Origin of the sequence: Rhodococcus sp. 05-2255-3B1 (assembly GCF_002258545.1) — a bacterium.
Classification (GTDB): Bacteria; Actinomycetota; Actinomycetes; order Mycobacteriales; family Mycobacteriaceae; genus Rhodococcoides.
This window is the reverse complement of sequence record NZ_NOZC01000003.1, coordinates 210,013-227,962: the sequence shown is the minus strand read 5'-3', so window position 1 is coordinate 227,962 and position 17,950 is coordinate 210,013. Positions and strand designations below refer to the sequence as shown.

Here is a 17,950-nt window from a genome sequence, read left to right as displayed (position 1 = left end):
TCGTCAGGCATGGTGCAGTAGAGCGACGGGGTCTCCGCACATCCTCTGCAGCGCTGAATCGACGACCGCGACGTCGATCATCTTGCTGCAGAACGATGCCGTGTAGGTCCGCCCACCGGCAATCTCGGCAATGAGCATCGTGCAGCCGTCCGGGCCGTCCGGTTCGAGTGATGCGGCCATCTGCGGTGGCCTACCGTCGTCGACCCAGTCGAGGTGATCGAACACTCGCACTCGCCCGAGGTCGCTGACGGCCAACCTCAATGTCCCAGGAACGTCGACGACCGAATCGTCGACCTGCGGTCCAGCGGACGACCGAACTCGCGTTGCGATGTCGCGGAGCTGCGACATCCCCAGTACCGCTATGGGCCAACCGGATTCGATCACCTCACGCATCGCCGTAGCGATAGCGACGGGTGTCGTGCCCGACGGCAGGTGAAGTGGAATACCGACGGCGAAGTTCCCGTGCGAATTCTGTTGTGCGGGATCGAGGTAGCGTCGACTGTTGAACAAGACCATGATGTGCTCGGCGACGTCGACGCCCTCTGCGCGCAGTGCCGCGCTCCACAGCGCGATCGAGATCGACGCGGCTGTCGCACCCGGCATGTTCTCGGCCGTCCAGTGCTTGAGTTCGTCCACCCGTGCTCGGCTCATGTACCCGGCACGGCTGACTTTCGCGGTTTCCCAGTTCTCGATTCTTCGGCGGGGAGCAGACCCGTCGTCGACCTCGGGTCTATGGCGTCCGCGCAGCCTACGGAAGTCCAAGATGGTCTTGGGGTTCCGAGAATAGTGACGCCACAATGCTTTCCACGTCGAACTCGCGGGCAATCCTGCCGCGAGCCCGGGAACCAGTGTCCCGTCGGCATCGTCGCAGAATGCCGCCAACATCATCACGCCGATCTGGCCATCTCCGATTCCGTGCGAGTAGTCGATGGCGAGATGGTCGTCGAACACGATCACGTCGAGCGGGCTGCGCTTGCCGTCTCGGGATCGAATCTCGGTGAGCATCCGACCCAGGTCGTCCGTGGGGCCGCTACTCGCGGTGACGTTCTCACCTGCGATGTCGGTGCGGTAGCGCCAATGCTGATTGTCCGACCGCGGTTCCAGTGCGAGGTGTGCCTCGGCATCGGCCTGTTCGGCGGCCGTGAGCGTTCGTCTCGTACGTCCGACGTCGAGACCACGAACCGGACCGACAGCGGTGATTATTCGGGTGTCGGCGAACACTCGATCCAGCGCAGTCGCGCGGTAGCGGTGCTCAGCGGACGGCATCGACGACCTCCTGCATTCGACTGCGGAAGTTGGCGCGAGAAAAGCCTTCCGCCCACGTACGGATGGCGGCGCGGTCGTAGTCCGCAGGGTCGAAGGAGCGCATGGCCTCGGCGAATCCGGCGATCACGTCGTCGTCGGAGCCTGGAGATACGTGCACCCCGGTCTTCCCGGGAACCACCGAGTCCATCGCACCGCCGTCGCCCAGGGCGATGACGGGTGTTCCGGTTGCCATGGACTCGACGGGGACGATCCCGAAGTCCTCTACGCCCGGCATCAGAAGGGCTCGCGTCGTGCGGTGCAGTTCGAGAAGCTTCTCGTGTGAAACTCGTCCCAAGAAGGTCGTTTTGGGTCCGGCAAGTTCTCGGCAGGCGTTCATCGCGCGACCGTCTCCTGCCACCACGAGGGGAACGTCGGCTTCGGCGGCAGCGCGGACCGCGATGTCCGGACGCTTGTAGGGGACAAGGCGTCCCGCGAGCAGGAAGAAGTTCTCTCGCTCGACGGACGGATCCGGTGTGAATCCCTCGGTGTCGACGGGAGGATGGACAACCACTGCGTCGTCGCGCCCCCACCAGTTGTCGATACGACGCGCAACTGCACTCGAATTGGCCACCACGGTGGTCAGTTTCGGTGCGGCGGCTATCTCGCATCGACGTGCGACGGCCGACAATGCCGTCAGTATCGCCGCTCCGGCTCGACCGCCACCCTCGCCTGCGCGCAACTCGGGGTCCCAGGCCCACCGTGCCGGGCTGTGTACATAGGCGATCACCGGGGAGTCGGTGGCGAACACGGCCTGGGTAGCGAAGGCATGGTGGCTGACGACCACGGCATCGAAACCGGTGAGCGGCATTCGGCGGAAGGCCAGCGGCATCAGCGGAAGAACGGGCGCGTACGACCGTTGGCCCAACGCGTTGTACACCCGATTGAGGCCGGTCGTGTGCGGCTCGCGACTGATTCCGGCCGGTACCCCTGACGGCCGAGAGATCGGCGCGAACACCTCGGCCGCAGGCCAGTGCAGAGCAAGTTGTTCGATGACGTGCTCGGATCCGGCGATCTCGGTGAATCTTTCGTGTACGACGGCAATTCTGTCAGCTGGCATGTCTCTGGCCTTCCGGCGCGATCGTCTGTGCGGTCCGTTCCACCCGTCGGGTCGACTTACCGCTCTGCAGGACCAGATGTACGGGGATGTCGAAGTCGTCGAGCAGCCGCAGTGCGGCGGTTGCCGCCTTCTTGTCTCGTCCGCGTTTCGAAACCAGCACCACCACGGTCTCGACGTCACCCACGTCGAGGTGCTGCCACCACTGGTCCGATACGCCGAATTCTGCGGTGGCTCGGCGAGGTTCGGTTGTCCGGTCCTGATCGTGATCCGACTCCGACACGGCACCCTCGCCGACCAACAGGACGATCACGCTCTCGCCCTTGGGAGCAGCGTGTCGAGCGCCTCTCGAGGCAGTCCGGTCGCCGCGTTCGAGCGCAGCGATCCGCGCAGCTACGGCAGGCGGCACCGTATCGCCCGACTTCGGGTCGAAGTGTGCACCGTACTTGCGCGAGACCCGACGGGCCCAGGAGCGAGAGGGCTTGCGTCCGAGGCGTCCTCGGAGCAGCACGATCAGTTCGGCCGCGACGATGAGAGCAGCGAGCGCTGCGACGAGTGCCTCCGAGACCGGTTTCGGCGATACCGGAGTGGTGCTCTGGTCGGGGTTCGACAGCACGACGAGTCGATCTCCGCCCGCTGTGGCCTGAACCTCGCTCAGGCGGGCGCGCAGATCGGCCAGCTCGGAGACGGCCGCGGGCCGACTCGGATCGTCGGGTGCCAGGGCATCGATTCGAGCCTGTTGCGCGTCGACTGCGGACTGTGCATCGCTCGTACGATCGCCGGAGTCGCGAATTGCATTGGCAGTGCTGGTGCTTGCCATGGTCGACACCATCGCCTCGGCCAGATCCGCGGCGAGTTCGGGAGATCGGGTTGTCACTGTCACGATGAGCAGTGCAGGCGAGGTGCCGGGGGAGAGCTCCACGCTCGAGGCGAGTTCCGCTGCGTCCATACCGGGATCGACCTGAGCGAGTACCTCGTCGAGAACACTGCGATCGGTTGCCAGTTCCATGAACGGCGCGCGCATCTGCTCGATGAACGCGTCACCGGGGACAAGAGTCTGGGCCGGTTCGATCTCGGTGACGACCGACGCGGCGTACTGCTTGTCGGTGAGTTCGCTCCTGAGGTAGAACACCCCTGCACCGACCAGCAGCGCGATGACGAGGGCTGGCAGAAATGCTCGGCCCAGCTCACGCATGTGGCCGGCCAGGTCGATGGGTGGGGGTACGTCGCCTCGGTGTACGGCATCGTGGACGGACATCAACCGCATATCCTTCCGTCGTTGATGCGAGCGGATGTACCGCTTCGGCGATTCGTGGAGCCGACGGGCTCGATGATAGCCGGGGTCGGGTGTCGGTCGCGTAGCCGTGCCGCCCGTGAATGAAATTGCACATCAACAACATTGGAATAACAAGCACGGTGATTTGTTGCGATCGCGAAACCGAACTTCGAGTCCGGACCGAGCCGCCCGAATCGGGCGATGTGTCCGTTGTTTCCGTGGTTCTCACTCGGATCGCGCACGGTGCCGTCCTTTCTCTGCCGCTCCCGGCAGTGGTGACTCGACGAGTCCGATCGCGACGAGCGCGTAGAGCACTATCGCGACCAGCAGCGCCGCCGCAGCGGAGACGAGCAGCCACAGGCCGGGGTGGTACTGCACCAGGAACCAGCCGCCGACCGTCGCAGCTGCCGCGATCACGACGACGACCGAAATCGACCGCACAGGAAACAGTTTGGAAATCGGCATACTCCGCGCGATCACTGCCCACAGCAGGACGAGCGTGGTTCCGATCGTCGCTACCGTGGAGATTGCAGCTCCGTCGTACGACATTCGCGGGATCAGAACGAGGTTCAACCCGACGTTCAGGGCCAGGCCGACCAACGCCACCACGGGGTAGTGTCGCTGCATTCCGGCCGATGCGAGCACGAAGATGCCCAGCATCACCAACGACATCAGCGCAGCGCCGATCACGAGCAGACGGGCTGCGTGCGCTCCGTCGATGAAACGGTCGCCGTACAGCAAGCCGATCAGCGGCTCGGCGGACGGTACGAACGCCGCGACAGCCATCGCCCCGAACAGTGCGAACAGCAGTGCAGCCGAACGTGTGCGCGCTCGAAATGCTGTGGTGTCGTGGGGCCACGACGCGACGAGCAGGGTGCTGATCGGTGCCACCGCGGCCAACACGAAGGTGTCGATCATGTCCGAGAATTTGTAGCCGATGGAGTACAGTCCCACGGCCTCGAACGTGTCGAGCAGGCTCAGCATCAACATGTCGATCTTGAGCATGGCGATGGTGAGAGCGAAGCCGATCGCCAGTGGTACGGCCTCTTTCAGATAGGGCCCCCAGCGACGGATTTCGATGTGCCGTGACGGTCGCAGACCCAAGGAACGGTTGCCGATGCCGAAGCCCTTGGTCACCAACTTGAACACTTCGTTGGCCACGGCCGGGAGAACGAAGATCAGCAGGGTGGGGGCAAGCACGGCCGCCAGGACGGTCAAGGCCAATTGGAGTGCTTGGCCTGCGCTTTCGGCGACGGCCACCAGGACCAGGCGATGACGGCTCTGGAAGAGGACGCTCAGGGCGTGGCCCGGCGTGGCGAACACGACAACCAGTCCACCCACGACCGTGGCGAGAACCACTTCGCTCGGATACTGCAGCAGGAGAACGTATGCGACGGCCAGCACGTACCCCAGCAGCCCGAGGACGGTCCGCAGAGCCAGGAACGACGATGCCGTTCGACCGATCTCCTCGGGATCGTCGTCCATCAACTTCGCCAGCACGACGCGTCCGACACCCAGATCGGTGACGACGGACATCAAGCCGAGCAGCGCGAAGACGAAGCTGAACTGACCCCAATCGTCCGGTCCGAGGGAGCGCGCGACCACGACGCTGCCTGCCCATCCCAGGGCTGCGATGATCACTCGGCTGATCAGGACGGCAATCGTGGCCTTGGCAGCGGCCTTCGGATCCGCGGCCACTGCACGGTAGTCGGGAGGTTGCTCGGTGCCGTCGAGTGCGAGGTCCTCGGCCATCAGACCACGCCTGCGGCTCGATATGCGCCGGCGGTGAGCTCTGCCGTTCGACGCCAGCTGATCTCGCGGGTTGCCACGGCTGCCGCGTCGACGAGGGCTGCGCGGGTATCTCCGTCGAAAGCGATGGGTTTCATCGCCTGTACCCAGTCGTCCACGTTCTCCGATTCGACGAGAACGGCACCGTCGCCGACGACATCGGGGAGGGCACCGACGGCACTGGCGACGACCGCGCCGCCCGAGGCCATCGCCTCGACGGGCGGGAGTCCGTAGCCCTCGTACCGAGAGGCGTACGCAGTGATGGTCGCGGCAGCGTAGAGGCCGGGCAGATCCTCGACGTCCACGTACCCGAGCCCCTGTGAATTGCGGGGGGCGTGGGGGCCGGTGGAGCCGGCCCCGGCCAACAGGCACGGTAGTCCGAGACTCTCCGCTGCGTCCGCCACCAGCTGAACGTTCTTGCGAGGCTCCACCGTTCCGACCTGCATGACGAAACGGTCCGGCAAGTCGTACTTGCGTCGAACGGCGTCCACCCGGCCCTCGCTGGGGACGCGAGCCCACGCTGCGGGTGCCAGGCCGACCACCGTGGCGTCGCGCCCGCTGACCGCCTTGATTCGATCGGCGGTGAACTGCGAGACCGCGATGAGCAGATCTGCGCGACGCAGTGCGCGCCGTACCAGTCTCTGCTCACCCAGTGCGCGAAATCGACTGGAAGCCGACGGCATGTCGATGACCGAGAGGTCGTGCACCGTCGCAACGGTGAAGGCCTTGGTGAGGAACGGCAGGTCGACGTCGAGGCCGTGCACCACATCGCAACGACCGACGGGGAGGGCACCGAGCACAGCGCGAGCCGCACCGCTGGTGACCGGCCTCTCCATCGCCGCGACCGAGGGTGGCAGATCGCCGACGGCGTCGCGCTGCACGCACGCGGCGAGATCGGTACCCGGTAGGCAATGTGGGAGCTCGTTCAGGAGTTCGCGAATGTAGGTCTGTACGCCGCTTCCGCCCGGTCGGAGGGCGAGCGCCCCGAAAACGATTCGTGTTGCGCTGCTGCGCATCCCACCACTCCTAACAAGAGCCAGAAATAGACATCGATCGGAAAGATCTCGAAATACGTGGAGACGAGACTGGCGAACATCGCGGCGACGATCGACGCACCGACTCCGAGGGCGAGCGCACCGTCGCTACCCGGTAGTGCCCGGGACAGGCGGGTGCACCACAGCAACGACGTCACCAACAGCGCCACGACGGCCCAGAGGCCGATCGGCCCCAGTTCGAGCAGCGCCTTGACGTAGTAGTTGTCCGGTTGATAGTTGGTCGACAGTCCGGATCGAGTGAACGCCTGACCCTCTGCGGTGGAAATGCGGTCTGCTGCAGACCCACTCGATCCCAGCCCCGTCCCGACTGGATGAACCAGAATGCTGGCGATGATGTTGGCCCAGCCGTCGCCGCGTTGACCCAGGCTGCTCGACGAGAAGAAGACCGACGTGATCTTGGGTACGAAGGGGACCGTGACGGCGACGGCCACTGCCGCCAGCGCGAACGGCGCGGCGAGGTAGCGGAAACGCACGGCGATCAAGTAGACGGCCCCGACGGCGAGTCCGAGGATCGCGCCTCGCACGATCGAGCTGGACATCGCGATCACCATCATCGGAGTCGCGCAGAGGAACAACAGGTTTCGCCGCCGACGCGGATCGGCCAGCGCTACCGCACCTCCGACCAGCAACGCCAACATCACGTACAGGCCGAAGGGGAACGGCAGATTGAACGTGCTGAACGTACGCAGCAGTCCGCCCGATGTTCGGACCTGCGTGCCGTATTCGTACCCCAGCGACACCAGTGCGGCGGGACCGGCCACCAGTTGCGCTATGCCGACCGCCGACGTGAACACGCCCATGCCCATGAGAACGGAAACGAGGTGGTCCCGATCGGTGGCGTCGAACGGTGCGAGCCACATGACGACCACCAGCAGGATGTAGAAGAAGGTGACTTTGATGCCGAACACGCCCACGACTCCGTACGTGGCGAACGCCGACACGCTGCCGAACACGACGAAGACCGCAGCGGCCGGCCACCACGGCACGAACACTCGAGGCGACGAGCCGCGGACGTGCCGTGGTCGACGCAACCACGCGCACAGGACCGTGAAGACGACGAGACCCTCCTTCCAGCCCGATACGATCCCGGGGAGGGGAACGAGAACCAGAAGTCCGTGCAGTGGAACAAGTCCGGCCAGCAGGAGAACCCCGCGCTGTGGCCGACGGTAGATCGCCGAGGCCACCGCACAGCCCAGCGCGAGCACCAGCGCTGCGCCGACACCGAGCGCGACGTACGTGATCACGCGGTGCCCCGAACGCGGTCGTGTTCGGCGTAGACCACGATCAGTCCTCGGCGCGCTTCAGAACGGCGAGAACCGTGAGAAACAGGATCTTGACATCGAGCCACACCGACCAGTTCTCGATGTAGTAGTTGTCCCACTCGGCGCGGTCGGCGATGGACGTCTGTCCGCGAAGGCCGTGCACCTGTGCCCATCCCGTAACACCTGCCTTCACGCGATGCCTCTCTCCGTACCGACGGATCTGCATCTCGAACAGGTCGACGTACTCGGGGCGCTCCGGCCGCGGACCGACCAAACTCATGTCGCCGCGAAGGACGTTGAGCAGCTGCGGAAGTTCGTCCATCGAGGTCTGTCGCATGATCTTTCCCACGCGCGTTCGTCGATCGACACCTTCGACGCCGCCGGGCGCGTCACCGGCCTTCCGCTCGAACTCGGCGTCGGAGGCACGGGGAGGCCGCATGGAACGGAACTTCAGGCAATCGAACGGCAATCCGTCGCGCCCGATTCGCTCCTGCTTGAAGAAGATCGGTCCAGGGGAACTCAGGCGCACGAGCAGCATAAGCGTCAGGAAGACGGGGGAGAGCAGCAGTAGGCCGAGCGCGGTCAGAACCCGATCGAGAACTCCCTTGAGTGCGAACTGCCACCCCTTGGGGTTCACGTGCGGTAGCACCATCAACGGCAGACCGCCGATGTGCTCGACGCGGGCGTTGACACCTACTGCGTCGTACAGCCTCGGCACCACCCACACTCGCATGCCGAGTCGATGCGCTGTCCTTATGGCACCGAGGAGCTCCCGATCCTCCGTCGGTGCGAACGCGACGATCAGTTCTTCTGCTGCCGTTCTGCGAGCGATGGTCTCGAAGTTGCTCGGAACTCCGAGGTGAGGCAGATCGGCCGGGTCGCCCGCCGAGGACAGGTCGGCGACCGGTGCCTCGCCCACGTAACCGACCGGAAGCAGACCGTACTCCGGGAATTGCCGTGTCCGTGAAACGAGTTGGTGGGCAATCGGATCGTTGCCCAACACGATGGTCGGTGCGGCGGAGCCGTACCTGGTTCGAATCAACCGCTGCACGACGACACGGATCAAGCGAGCAACGGCGATCGTCGCGGCACTCGCCACCCAGATTCGCAGTACGACGGCACTCGGCCGATAGTCGGTGTCGGCCACGAACATCGAGACCATCAACGCCAGTGATGCGAATGCGACGGCGGTTTCGGCCGGCCCGATCTCGTCGAGGAAGTTGCGCCGGAGTCCGCGGCGATACATCGACTTGGCGGCGAGGATGCCGACGAGGAGCGGCAGGAAAAGCCATGGCAGCCAGCCGGTCTCGGTCAGACTCCCCGAATACCACAGCAGTGCTGCAACCACGGCCACGACAGCAGCGAGGACGTCGACGGCCACGGTGATCGCCGAGTGCCACGGATCGACTCGGAGTCGATCCACGAGTGTTCGAGAGTCTACGACTGTGTCCGCCTCGGCAGCCCGAGAGCTGGTGCGCAATGAATCCAGGGTTTTGGGCACATCTACTTCCGGTGGCTAGTTCGGATCGGTGGTCCCGAATATCCCTTTTAATGTATACCGGGACGAAAGAGGCAACCCGGTCGACTTGTCAAAAAAACTCGAAGTCGGTTGTGGGCCGAAAAATGCTAATACCCGATGGGTATTTCGCCGGTTATTCGAAAATTCGCTCGCGAATGATCCATGCCAAATCCTGCAGTATCTGTACGTGGCCGGTAGTCCATTGACGGGGCTGCTGATCCCATACACAGAGGGTTCCGACTGAATGGCCCTCGTCGTCGGTGAGCGGGACTCCGAGGTAGGACACGAGCAGGTTGCCCTGCACCGACGGGTGATCCTTGAGCATGTCGTTGAGCCGTGCGTCCTCGACGACGAGTGGTTGTCCGAGGTCGATCGCGTAGCGGCAGATCGATCCGTCGAGAGGAACCTCCTGCGCGCCACCGAGTTCCGCAGGCAGCCCGAGAGCGCTCTTGAAGTACTGACGTTTGTCGTCGAGCAGCGAGAACGCAGCCGACGGAACGCTGAGGGCATCGGCCACCATGGCGACGACCCGGTCGTACCCGGCGTCGGAGTCGGTGTCCATCAAGCCCGTTCGGGTCACTGCGGCAAGCCTGTCCGGGTCGTCGATCGGGGTGCCGAACACTCGGGTGGCCTCGATCGGGTCGACACCGTTGTCCACGCCCTCCTGTAGAACTCGAAGCAGCGCACCGACCTCGGAATCGGGATCCTCGGACAGCTCTCGCACGATCTGATCGACCACAGCGCGTCGAATGTATGCCTCGGGGGACAGACCCGACTTCTCCGCTTGTGTGGCCAGCAACTCGTTCAGGCGGTCGTCGAAACCGGGAAATCCTGTTGTCATTGTCCAGATGGTAGTACAGGCCGTGACGTCTCACCGACGCCCGAGTCACTGCATTCCATAATTCGGTTTTCGGCGTGGTTCTGCGGCCGAGGACCGAGACAAACCCAGCTGCGAAGCAATATTGCCGGTATTCGATTTCGAATTCACCGAGGTTGCTAACATCTGCCGATGAAACCGAGTTCACCGCGGCGAGCGGCAACCGCGCTTGTAGTCGTGTTGTTGTCCCTGGCTGCCGGGTCGATGCCGGCGGCCGCATCCGTCCTGCGGGAGCAACAGGTACCGGGGGACAATCCGCCGTGTTCGCGGCAGTCGGATGCCGTTCGGATCGGAGTGTCACCGGGCGCTTCGATAGGTGCGCTGTCTCCGACGGATCTGGATCGAGAACTGACGCTCGCCCGCGACGCGGGGTCCTTCGCGGTTCGTCTCGACATCGATTGGTCTGCCATCGAGTCGACGCGGGGCAGGTTCGACTGGAGCCGAACGGATCGGGTGATCGATGCCGTTGTGGCCCACGGGATGTGCGTGCACGGCATCGTCGCGTACACACCGCGATGGGCACGTGTAGCCGGTGCCGTCAACGATTCGCACTCCCGTCCTGCGAACCCTGCGACCTTCGCTGCGTTCGCCAAGACCGTGGTTCAGCGGTACCAGAGCCGAATCAAGATATGGGAAGTGTGGAACGAGCCGAACATCGTGACGTTCTTCAAGCCCGTTCCCGATGTGGCGGCCTATTCGGCGCTGCTTCGAGCGACCTACACGGCGATCAAGCAAGTACAACCCGATTCCACCGTGCTCGCAGGCGGGATGGCACCCTCCGAGGACAAGGACGGCAACATCGCGGGTACGACGTTCCTGTCGAAGATGTACGCGCAAGGATCCAACAAGTACTTCGACGCCTTCAACGTTCACCCGTACACGTGGCCGTACCTACCCAACGACCCGGACACGGCGTCGTGGAACACCGCCATGAAGATGTGGTCCATGCGAGACACCATGATCGCAGGCGGCGACAGCGGCAAGCAGATCTGGATCACCGAGTTCGGTGCGCCAACCGGGACCGCACCCAACAGTGTCAGCGAGCAGGTGCAAGCGGACAGCATAGGGATCGTTCTCGATGCCGTCCTCGGCAACGACTGGCTCGGACCGGCCTACGTGTACAGCCTGCGCGACGCCGGCACCGACACAGCAGACACCGAGCAGAACTTCGGCTTGGTGCAGCGCGACTGGACGCCCAAGATCGCCTACGGACGCGTCGACGCCTACGCCGCCGAGCACTCCGGACGCTGATCGACCGACTCTCGGCCAATGCTTCGACCTGGTGAGCTATTGTCTGCGCATGAATTCGCAGCCGGGGGGCTCGATCCCAGATCGCATCGATGTCACGTTCGATTCTCACGGTGACGCCTGCGCGGCGTGGCTCTATCTTCCGAGGGACACCGGCCCGGCTCCGGTGATCGTGATGGGGCACGGCCTCGGCGGAACTCGGGAGATGCGGCTCGACGCCTATGCCGAGCGCTTCCGCGCCGCGGGATACGCCTGCCTGGTGTTCGACTATCGCTACTTCGGGGCCAGCGGCGGCGAGCCACGACAGCTGCTCGACATCGACGCGCAATTGCAGGACTGGGCCTCGGCGATCGCTCATGCCCGCTCACGTGCAGATGTGGACAACTCCCGAATCGTGTTGTGGGGCTCGTCGTTCGGCGGTGGTCACGTCATCGTCGCCGCCGCCCGAGACCAGCAGGTCGCGGCAGTGATCTCGCAGTGTCCGTTCACCGACGGAATTGCCTCGGGACTCGCGTCGAACACCTGGACATCGATGAAGCTGTCCGGCCGGGCACTGGGTGACCTGGCAGGTTCGGTGATCGGTCGACCTCCGCTGATGGTGAACACGGCCGGACGACCCGGGACGACCGCGCTGATGACCTCACCCGACAGCTACGACGGTTACCTGGCACTCGCGCCGGACGCCGACGAGACCTTTCACAACCGAGTCGCAGCCAGAGTTGCGCTGCATATCGTGCGGCACCGGCCCGGGCGTCGGGCCAAGGACGTTCGGTGCCCCATCCTGTTCGTCGTCTGCGAAACGGACTCGGTTGCGCCGGCGAAGGCCACTCTGCGTTACGCGCGTACGGCACCGCAGGGCGAGATCAAGACCTACGACGCCGGTCACTTCGAGATCTACCTGGGTGAGGCATTCGAGCGAGTGGTGGCTGATCAGATCGAATTCCTCACCCGCACGGTTCCACCGACTCAGTAGACGTCGCGTACGTATCGCTTCTCTGCGGCAAGGGCTTTGACGTAGGCCTCGGCACTGCTGGGAGCGAGTTTGCCGTGTTGTGCCACCACGCCCTTCAACGCGGCTTCGACGTCTTTCGCCATTCTGGACGCATCGCCGCACACGTAGAAGTGGGCACCGCGGTGAATCCAGTTCCACAGCTCGGCCCCGTGCTCGCGCATCCGATCCTGGACGTAGACCTTGTCCTTCTGATCGCGCGAGAAGGCGACGTCCAGGCGGTTCAGCGACCCGTCGCTCAGCATCGCAGTCAGTTCGTCGCGATAGTAGAAGTCCGTGTCGGCGTGCTGTTCACCGAAGAACAGCCAGTTGTGGCCGGTGTGCCCGAGTGCGCGACGCTCGTGCAGGAAGGCGCGGAACGGGGCGACGCCGGTACCCGGGCCCACCATGATCATCGGGGTGGTGGGGTCGTCCGGCGGCTTGAAGTGCGAGGTCTTCTGCACGAAGATTCCCACATCGTGGTTGGACGCATGGTCGGCCAGGTAGGTCGAGCACACGCCACGTCGCGGAACTCCGTGCACGTTGTACCGCACCGCCGAGACCGTCACCTGTACCTCGTTGGGGTTCTCCTTCGGACTCGACGAGATCGAGTACAGCCGTGGCTGCAACGGTTTCAGAACTCCCAGCCAGTCGTCCACCGAGGCTCGAACCGGGTGTGCAGCAAGCACGTCGATCGATTGACGACCCCACATCCAGTCGGACAGTGCATGCTTGTTGTCGGGATGCAGCATCGCCTCGAGATCGTCGTCCGCAGTCCGTCGATGGACGAACTTCAGCAGATCCGGTGTTGCACGGGCGATCTCGAGGTGGCGGCTCAGCGCCGTGCGCAGCGACATCGAGCCGTGTCCGGCGAGGTCGACGGCTGCATCGCTGTCCAGGCCGGTGGCGTCGAGCCACTCGTCGACATAGGCATCGCTGTTTCGCGGCCACACTCCGAGCGCGTCGCCTACCTCGTACTCGAGCGTGCCGTCGGGCAGATGGAATCCGAACTGACGGACATCCTTGACCGATCCGCGTGCGGTCAGTACCCGATTTCGTACGAGAGTCGTCACCAGCGGTGACTTCTTGCTGTACCGCTCCGGCTCCGCGCGGGTCTGCGGAACGGTGCGGGCAGACTCCACCCGTGCTTCCTCGATGGTGGTGTCGTCATCGCGCCGAAGCAGATCGACCACCGCATCGAGCCACGCCGCCGCCTCGCTCTCGTAGTCGGGCTCGCAGTCGACGCGCTCGAGCAGTCGCCGGCCACCCAGCTCGGCGAGACGCTCGTCGATCCTGCGTCCGTGGCCGCAGAAGTCCGCATAGCTCGAGTCCCCGAAAGCGAGTACGGCATAACGGATTCCCGGAAGCGTCGCCGCGGACTCGGCGGCGAGGCTGTCCCAGAACGTCGCGCCGTTGTCGGGCGCTTCACCGTCACCGGTGGTACTGCTGACGATCAGCACATCGGCCTCGGCGGGCACACGATCGACGGTGAACGTATCCATCGAGTGTTCGGCTATCGTCAGACCGGCTCCCCGCAGGTGGGCCAGGCAGGACTGGGCGTACTCCTCGGCGGTGCCGGTCTGCGAGGCCCAGAGCAGCAGCACCGGACGACCGCCTGGATCAGCAGTATCGGCCGATACGCCGGAGACAGCACCGTCGGTGTCGGGTCTACGCGAGAACAGTCCTGCGAGAACGCCGTCGAGCCATGCGTGGGTCTCGGGGGACAGGGGAGTCTGCGACGGCAGGGTGGGCGTTCCGGCGGCGCTGCGGCCCGCCTCACTGCCCAGACCGTCGAGAAGTCCTGCGATGTAACGCTGCTCGATGGTGGTCAGTGGTTCCGAAGGGCGCGCAGGGCGGCCGACGATCGTGGCGAGTGCATCGACCGGATCGTGGGAATGCTCGTCGTCCGCGGGTGAGGGTGATCGGGCTGCAACAACTCTCGTGAGCGTGACAGCGCACGCCTTGAACTCGGGTTGTTGAGAATACGGATCGATGGCGTCGTTGGTGACGGCATTGATGGCGAGATACTCACCGAATTCGTCGTTCCAGTGGAAGGGTGCGAAGCAGCTGCCCGGGAGCACTCGATCGGTGACGACGGCAGGGAGGACGGCTCGGCCTCGGCGGGACGCGACCTCGACGCTGTCGCCGTCGATCAGACCGAGCCGGTCGGCGTCGTGTGGGTGCACCTCGACGAAGGGCCCGGAATCGAGTTTGTTCAGTTTGGCGACCTTGCCGGTCTTGGTCATGGTGTGCCACTGGTGCGGCAGGCGCCCGGTGTTGAGCAGAAACGGGTAGTCGTCGTCGGGCATCTCGGCAGGCATCATGCTGGGCCTGGCGAAGAACTGAGCCCGACCGCTCGGGGTGGGGAAGGACAACGCGGGGATCGAACCGTCCTCGGCCACCCGTCGTCGTTGGCTGACCCCGTCGTTGAGGTAACGGATCGGGTGCCGGGTGGTCGACGCGTCGGGCGGACACGGCCACTGGATGGGACTTTCGCGCAGGCGATCGTAGGTGACTCCGCGAATGTCGTAGCCGGTGTTCGGATTCCAGAACTGCTTGATCTCCTCGAACACCTCCTCGGCGCTCGCATACGTGAAGGCATCGGAGTACCCCAGCGCGCACGCCATGTCGGCGATGATCTTCCAGTCCGGCAGCGCACCGCCCGGTGCCTCGAGCGCCGGTTGGAACAGCGTGAGGTTGCGTTCGGAGTTGACCATCACTCCGTGCGCTTCCGTCCACAACGCAGCGGGCAGCATCACATCGGCGTACTCGTTGGTTTCGGTATCGGCGAAGGCATCCTGAGTGATGACCAGCTCGGCGCGCTCGAGACCGTCGATCACCGTCGTTCTGTTGGCCACCGAGGCAACCGGATTGGTGCAGATGATCCAGCAGGCCTTGATCTCACCGGCAGCGAGCTTGGCGAACATCTCGATGGTTCCGCCGCCGACGTCGGTGCGCAGAGTTCCACGCGGAACGCCCCATCGATCCTCGACGAATTCGCGGTCGGCGTCGTTGACCACCGCTCGCTGTCCCGGCAGCCCCGGGCCCATGTATCCCATTTCCCGTCCGCCCATGGCGTTCGGTTGACCGGTCAGTGAGAACGGGCCGCTACCGGTCCTGCAGATGGCACCGGTCGCCAGATGGAGGTTGCACAGCGCATTGGTGTTCCAGGTTCCGTGCGTCGACTGGTTCAAGCCCATAGTCCAGCAGCTCATCCAGTTCTCTGCGCCGCCGATCATCGCGGCGGCGGCCCGCAGGTCTTGCTCGGCGAGACCGGTTGCGGCGCAAACCTTCTCCGGGGTGTAGTCGCTGAGGAACTCCGGCATGGCGTCCCACCCGTCGGTGAACTCCGCGATGAACTCGGGGTCGATGTCGCCGTTCTCGACGATGAGCGCGAGCAGACCGTTGAGCAGCGCGAGGTCCGAACCCGGTTCGAGTTGCAGGTGCAGGTGGGCCTTGTCCGCGGTGGCGGTGCGACGGGGGTCGACGACGATCAGCTTCGCGCCTGCCTTGACTCGGTCCATCATCCGCAGAAAGAGAATGGGGTGACAGTCGGCCATGTTGGAGCCGATGACGAAGAAGACGTCGGCGTGGTCGAAGTCCTCGTAGGATCCAGGCGGGCCGTCGGCACCGAGCGACTGTTTGTATCCGGTTCCCGCGCTCGCCATGCAGAGTCGGGAATTGGATTCGATCTGGTTGGTGCCGATGAAACCCTTGGCCAATTTGTTCGACAGGTACTGGGCCTCGATCGACATCTGCCCCGAGACGTACAGCGCGAGCGCATCGGGACCGTGTTCGTCGATGATCGCTCGCAGCCGCCGGGCGGTGTCGTTGATCGCCACCGACGTGTCCGTGCTCTCCGGGCGCTCGCCGCGGCGGTGCCGAATCCGAGCCTTCTCGAGCCGTCCGGGTCCGGCGAGCATGTCCGCGGTGGTGGTTCCCTTGGTGCACAGCCGGCCGAAGTTGGCCGGGTGAGACTTGTCGCCGACGGATTTGGTGACGACAGGCCTGGTCGCGGTGGTATCGGAGGTCAGGGATGGGCCGCCGACCTCGAGCACCATGCCGCATCCCACGCCGCAGTACGCGCAGAGTGTCTTCACCGTGGTGACCATGCATTCCACAGTGCCCGGCCCAGGGTGCGCCGTCATTACACCTCAGTTAGCCGGATATGACGTTGTCCTCACCATGCTCCGCCGAAGGCGGTGATGCGCGCCCGAGGAACGCAGGAAGCGGACGTGAGGTAACACGAACTTCCCGGTCTGCGATTGGTACTCGAACGTTACTCATCGAACGGGCTGTCGAGTGGAGTGTCCGATTCTTCGCTGGCACAATCGTCCCGGTCGGGTACGAAGTGGGAAGTGGTGTGGTTCATGAGGGTGTATCGCGGATTCGTCATCGCCGCGGTGGGAGTGGTTGCTTCGGTGGCAGTCCTGTCGGGATGTAGTTCCTCTTCGGACATCTCCGAACCGTCGGTGCCGATCGATTCCAACCCGATGACCGAGCTGATGAAGCCGAAGCTGACCTCCAGCGTTCTCGACGGTGCCGTCGGATTCTCGCCGGCGGACCCGGTGACCGTTTCGGTCGCCGACGGCAAATTGTCCTCGGTGACCATGCTCAACCCGGAGGGCGAGCCGGTCTCGGGTGCGATCTCGCCCGACGGATTGTCGTGGACCAACACCGAACCGCTCGGCTACGACCGCGAATACCGCGTTCAGGCCGACGCATACGGACTCGGGGGAGCGTCGAGCACCGTATCGAGCTTCACCACCAGCCAACCCGGTAACTTCACCAAGCCCTACGTATTGCCGAACCCCGGCGACGTCGTGGGTATCGGGCAGCCCGTCGCGGTTCAGTTCGACGAACCGATCACCGACAAGATCGCTGCGCAGAACGCGATCACCGTCACCACCACGCCCGCCGTCGAGGGCGCGTTCTACTGGGTCAACAACAAAGAAGTTCGCTGGCGTCCGCAGAACTACTGGGCACCGGGCACCAAGGTCGACGTGGCGGTGAACGTGTACGGGCGCGATCTCGGTGACGACATCTTCGGCCAGGAGAACGCCACGACGTCGTTCACGATCGGTGACGCCGTCATCGCCACCGCCGACGACAACACCAAGCAGGTGACGTTCAACGTCAACGGCCAGGACGTCATCACCATGCCGACGTCGATGGGCAAGGACAGCACCCCCACCGACAACGGGGTCTACATCATCGGCGACCGCTTCGAGCATCTCGTGATGGATTCGTCGACCTACGGCGTGCCGGTGAATTCGTCCAGCGGATACCGCACTCCGGTCGACTGGGCGACGCGAATGTCCTACAGCGGCATCTTCTTCCACTCCGCACCGTGGTCGGTGGGACAGCAGGGTTATTCCAACGCGTCGCACGGGTGCCTGAACCTGAGTCCCACCAACGCGAAGTGGGTCTACGACAACACCAAGCGCGGGGACATCGTCGTCGTGAAGAACACCGTCGGCGGAACGTTGTCGGGTACCGACGGCCTCGGTGACTGGAATATCCCGTGGGACGAGTGGAAAGCCGGGAACGCCACCACCGTCTGATCTCGAACCCGGCC

Annotated in this window: 12 protein-coding genes; 3 read left to right on the top strand and 9 right to left on the bottom strand. The window is 64.4% G+C overall.

The features are described from left to right. Positions 1–3 precede the first annotated feature (3 nt). From CH249_RS01590 to CH249_RS01555, 8 genes are all read right to left on the bottom strand, one after another. The gene (locus CH249_RS01590; RefSeq protein WP_256988006.1) at positions 4–1,266 is read right to left on the bottom strand and encodes a hypothetical protein; all 1,263 of its coding nucleotides are present in this window, start codon (positions 1,264–1,266) and stop codon (positions 4–6) included. After that, complete coding sequence (locus tag CH249_RS01585) at positions 1,253–2,362, bottom strand: glycosyltransferase (RefSeq protein ID WP_032394631.1); 1,110 nt, start codon at positions 2,360–2,362, stop codon at positions 1,253–1,255. The genes CH249_RS01590 and CH249_RS01585 overlap by 14 nt, the downstream gene beginning before the upstream one ends. Continuing rightward, positions 2,352–3,617 carry a hypothetical protein gene (locus tag CH249_RS01580; protein WP_094682715.1) on the bottom strand — a complete coding sequence of 422 codons (1,266 nt, stop codon included), beginning with the start codon at positions 3,615–3,617 and terminating at the stop codon, positions 2,352–2,354. The genes CH249_RS01585 and CH249_RS01580 overlap by 11 nt, the downstream gene beginning before the upstream one ends. A gap of 243 nt (positions 3,618–3,860) precedes the next feature. Next, positions 3,861–5,387 (bottom strand): flippase, encoded by a 1,527-nt coding sequence (locus CH249_RS01575; protein WP_094682633.1) that lies wholly within the window; start codon positions 5,385–5,387, stop codon positions 3,861–3,863. Further along, positions 5,387–6,439 carry a glycosyltransferase family 1 protein gene (locus CH249_RS01570; protein ID WP_032394629.1) on the bottom strand — a complete coding sequence of 351 codons (1,053 nt, stop codon included), beginning with the start codon at positions 6,437–6,439 and terminating at the stop codon, positions 5,387–5,389. Before CH249_RS01570 ends, CH249_RS01575 begins: the two co-directional genes overlap by 1 nt. Further along, entirely contained in the window at positions 6,349–7,722 is a 1,374-nt protein-coding gene (locus tag CH249_RS01565) for an O-antigen ligase (protein ID WP_032394628.1), read from the bottom strand. Before CH249_RS01565 ends, CH249_RS01570 begins: the two co-directional genes overlap by 91 nt. Positions 7,723–7,762: 40 nt before the next feature. Continuing rightward, on the bottom strand, positions 7,763–9,163 hold the full coding sequence (locus tag CH249_RS01560) for a sugar transferase (RefSeq protein WP_256981206.1): 1,401 nt from the start codon (positions 9,161–9,163) through the stop codon (positions 7,763–7,765). A gap of 229 nt (positions 9,164–9,392) precedes the next feature. Next, on the bottom strand, positions 9,393–10,100 hold the full coding sequence (locus CH249_RS01555; RefSeq protein ID WP_094631038.1) for a GAF domain-containing protein: 708 nt from the start codon (positions 10,098–10,100) through the stop codon (positions 9,393–9,395). Positions 10,101–10,268: 168 nt separating this feature from the next. Here CH249_RS01555 and CH249_RS01550 point away from each other — a divergent pair, with 168 nt between their 5' ends. Further along, positions 10,269–11,387 (top strand): endo-1,4-beta-xylanase, encoded by a 1,119-nt coding sequence (locus CH249_RS01550; protein ID WP_094631039.1) that lies wholly within the window; start codon positions 10,269–10,271, stop codon positions 11,385–11,387. Between the two features lie 49 nt (positions 11,388–11,436). After that, positions 11,437–12,357 (top strand): alpha/beta hydrolase, encoded by a 921-nt coding sequence (locus tag CH249_RS01545; RefSeq protein ID WP_032394625.1) that lies wholly within the window; start codon positions 11,437–11,439, stop codon positions 12,355–12,357. On the opposite strand, the gene CH249_RS01540 is transcribed toward CH249_RS01545, so the two are convergent. Further along, on the bottom strand, positions 12,351–16,484 hold the full coding sequence (locus CH249_RS01540; protein ID WP_094682632.1) for a bifunctional nitrate reductase/sulfite reductase flavoprotein subunit alpha: 4,134 nt from the start codon (positions 16,482–16,484) through the stop codon (positions 12,351–12,353). The genes CH249_RS01545 and CH249_RS01540 overlap by 7 nt on opposite strands. A 258-nt stretch (positions 16,485–16,742) precedes the next feature. Here CH249_RS01540 and CH249_RS01535 point away from each other — a divergent pair, with 258 nt between their 5' ends. After that, positions 16,743–17,936 carry an Ig-like domain-containing protein gene (locus CH249_RS01535; RefSeq protein ID WP_032394794.1) on the top strand — a complete coding sequence of 398 codons (1,194 nt, stop codon included), beginning with the start codon at positions 16,743–16,745 and terminating at the stop codon, positions 17,934–17,936. Positions 17,937–17,950: the final 14 nt, after the last annotated feature.

Coding starts and splice junctions, on each gene's coding strand:
- CH249_RS01590 (WP_256988006.1), bottom strand. CDS start 1,266: ATGCCGTCCGCTGAGCACCGCTACCGCGCGACTGCGCTGGATCGAGTG.
- CH249_RS01585 (WP_032394631.1), bottom strand. CDS start 2,362: ATGCCAGCTGACAGAATTGCCGTCGTACACGAAAGATTCACCGAGATC.
- CH249_RS01580 (WP_094682715.1), bottom strand. CDS start 3,617: ATGTCCGTCCACGATGCCGTACACCGAGGCGACGTACCCCCACCCATC.
- CH249_RS01575 (WP_094682633.1), bottom strand. CDS start 5,387: ATGGCCGAGGACCTCGCACTCGACGGCACCGAGCAACCTCCCGACTAC.
- CH249_RS01570 (WP_032394629.1), bottom strand. CDS start 6,439: ATGCGCAGCAGCGCAACACGAATCGTTTTCGGGGCGCTCGCCCTCCGA.
- CH249_RS01555 (WP_094631038.1), bottom strand. CDS start 10,100: ATGACAACAGGATTTCCCGGTTTCGACGACCGCCTGAACGAGTTGCTG.
- CH249_RS01550 (WP_094631039.1), top strand. CDS start 10,269: ATGAAACCGAGTTCACCGCGGCGAGCGGCAACCGCGCTTGTAGTCGTG.
- CH249_RS01545 (WP_032394625.1), top strand. CDS start 11,437: ATGAATTCGCAGCCGGGGGGCTCGATCCCAGATCGCATCGATGTCACG.
- CH249_RS01540 (WP_094682632.1), bottom strand. CDS start 16,484: ATGGTCACCACGGTGAAGACACTCTGCGCGTACTGCGGCGTGGGATGC.
- CH249_RS01535 (WP_032394794.1), top strand. CDS start 16,743: ATGAGGGTGTATCGCGGATTCGTCATCGCCGCGGTGGGAGTGGTTGCT.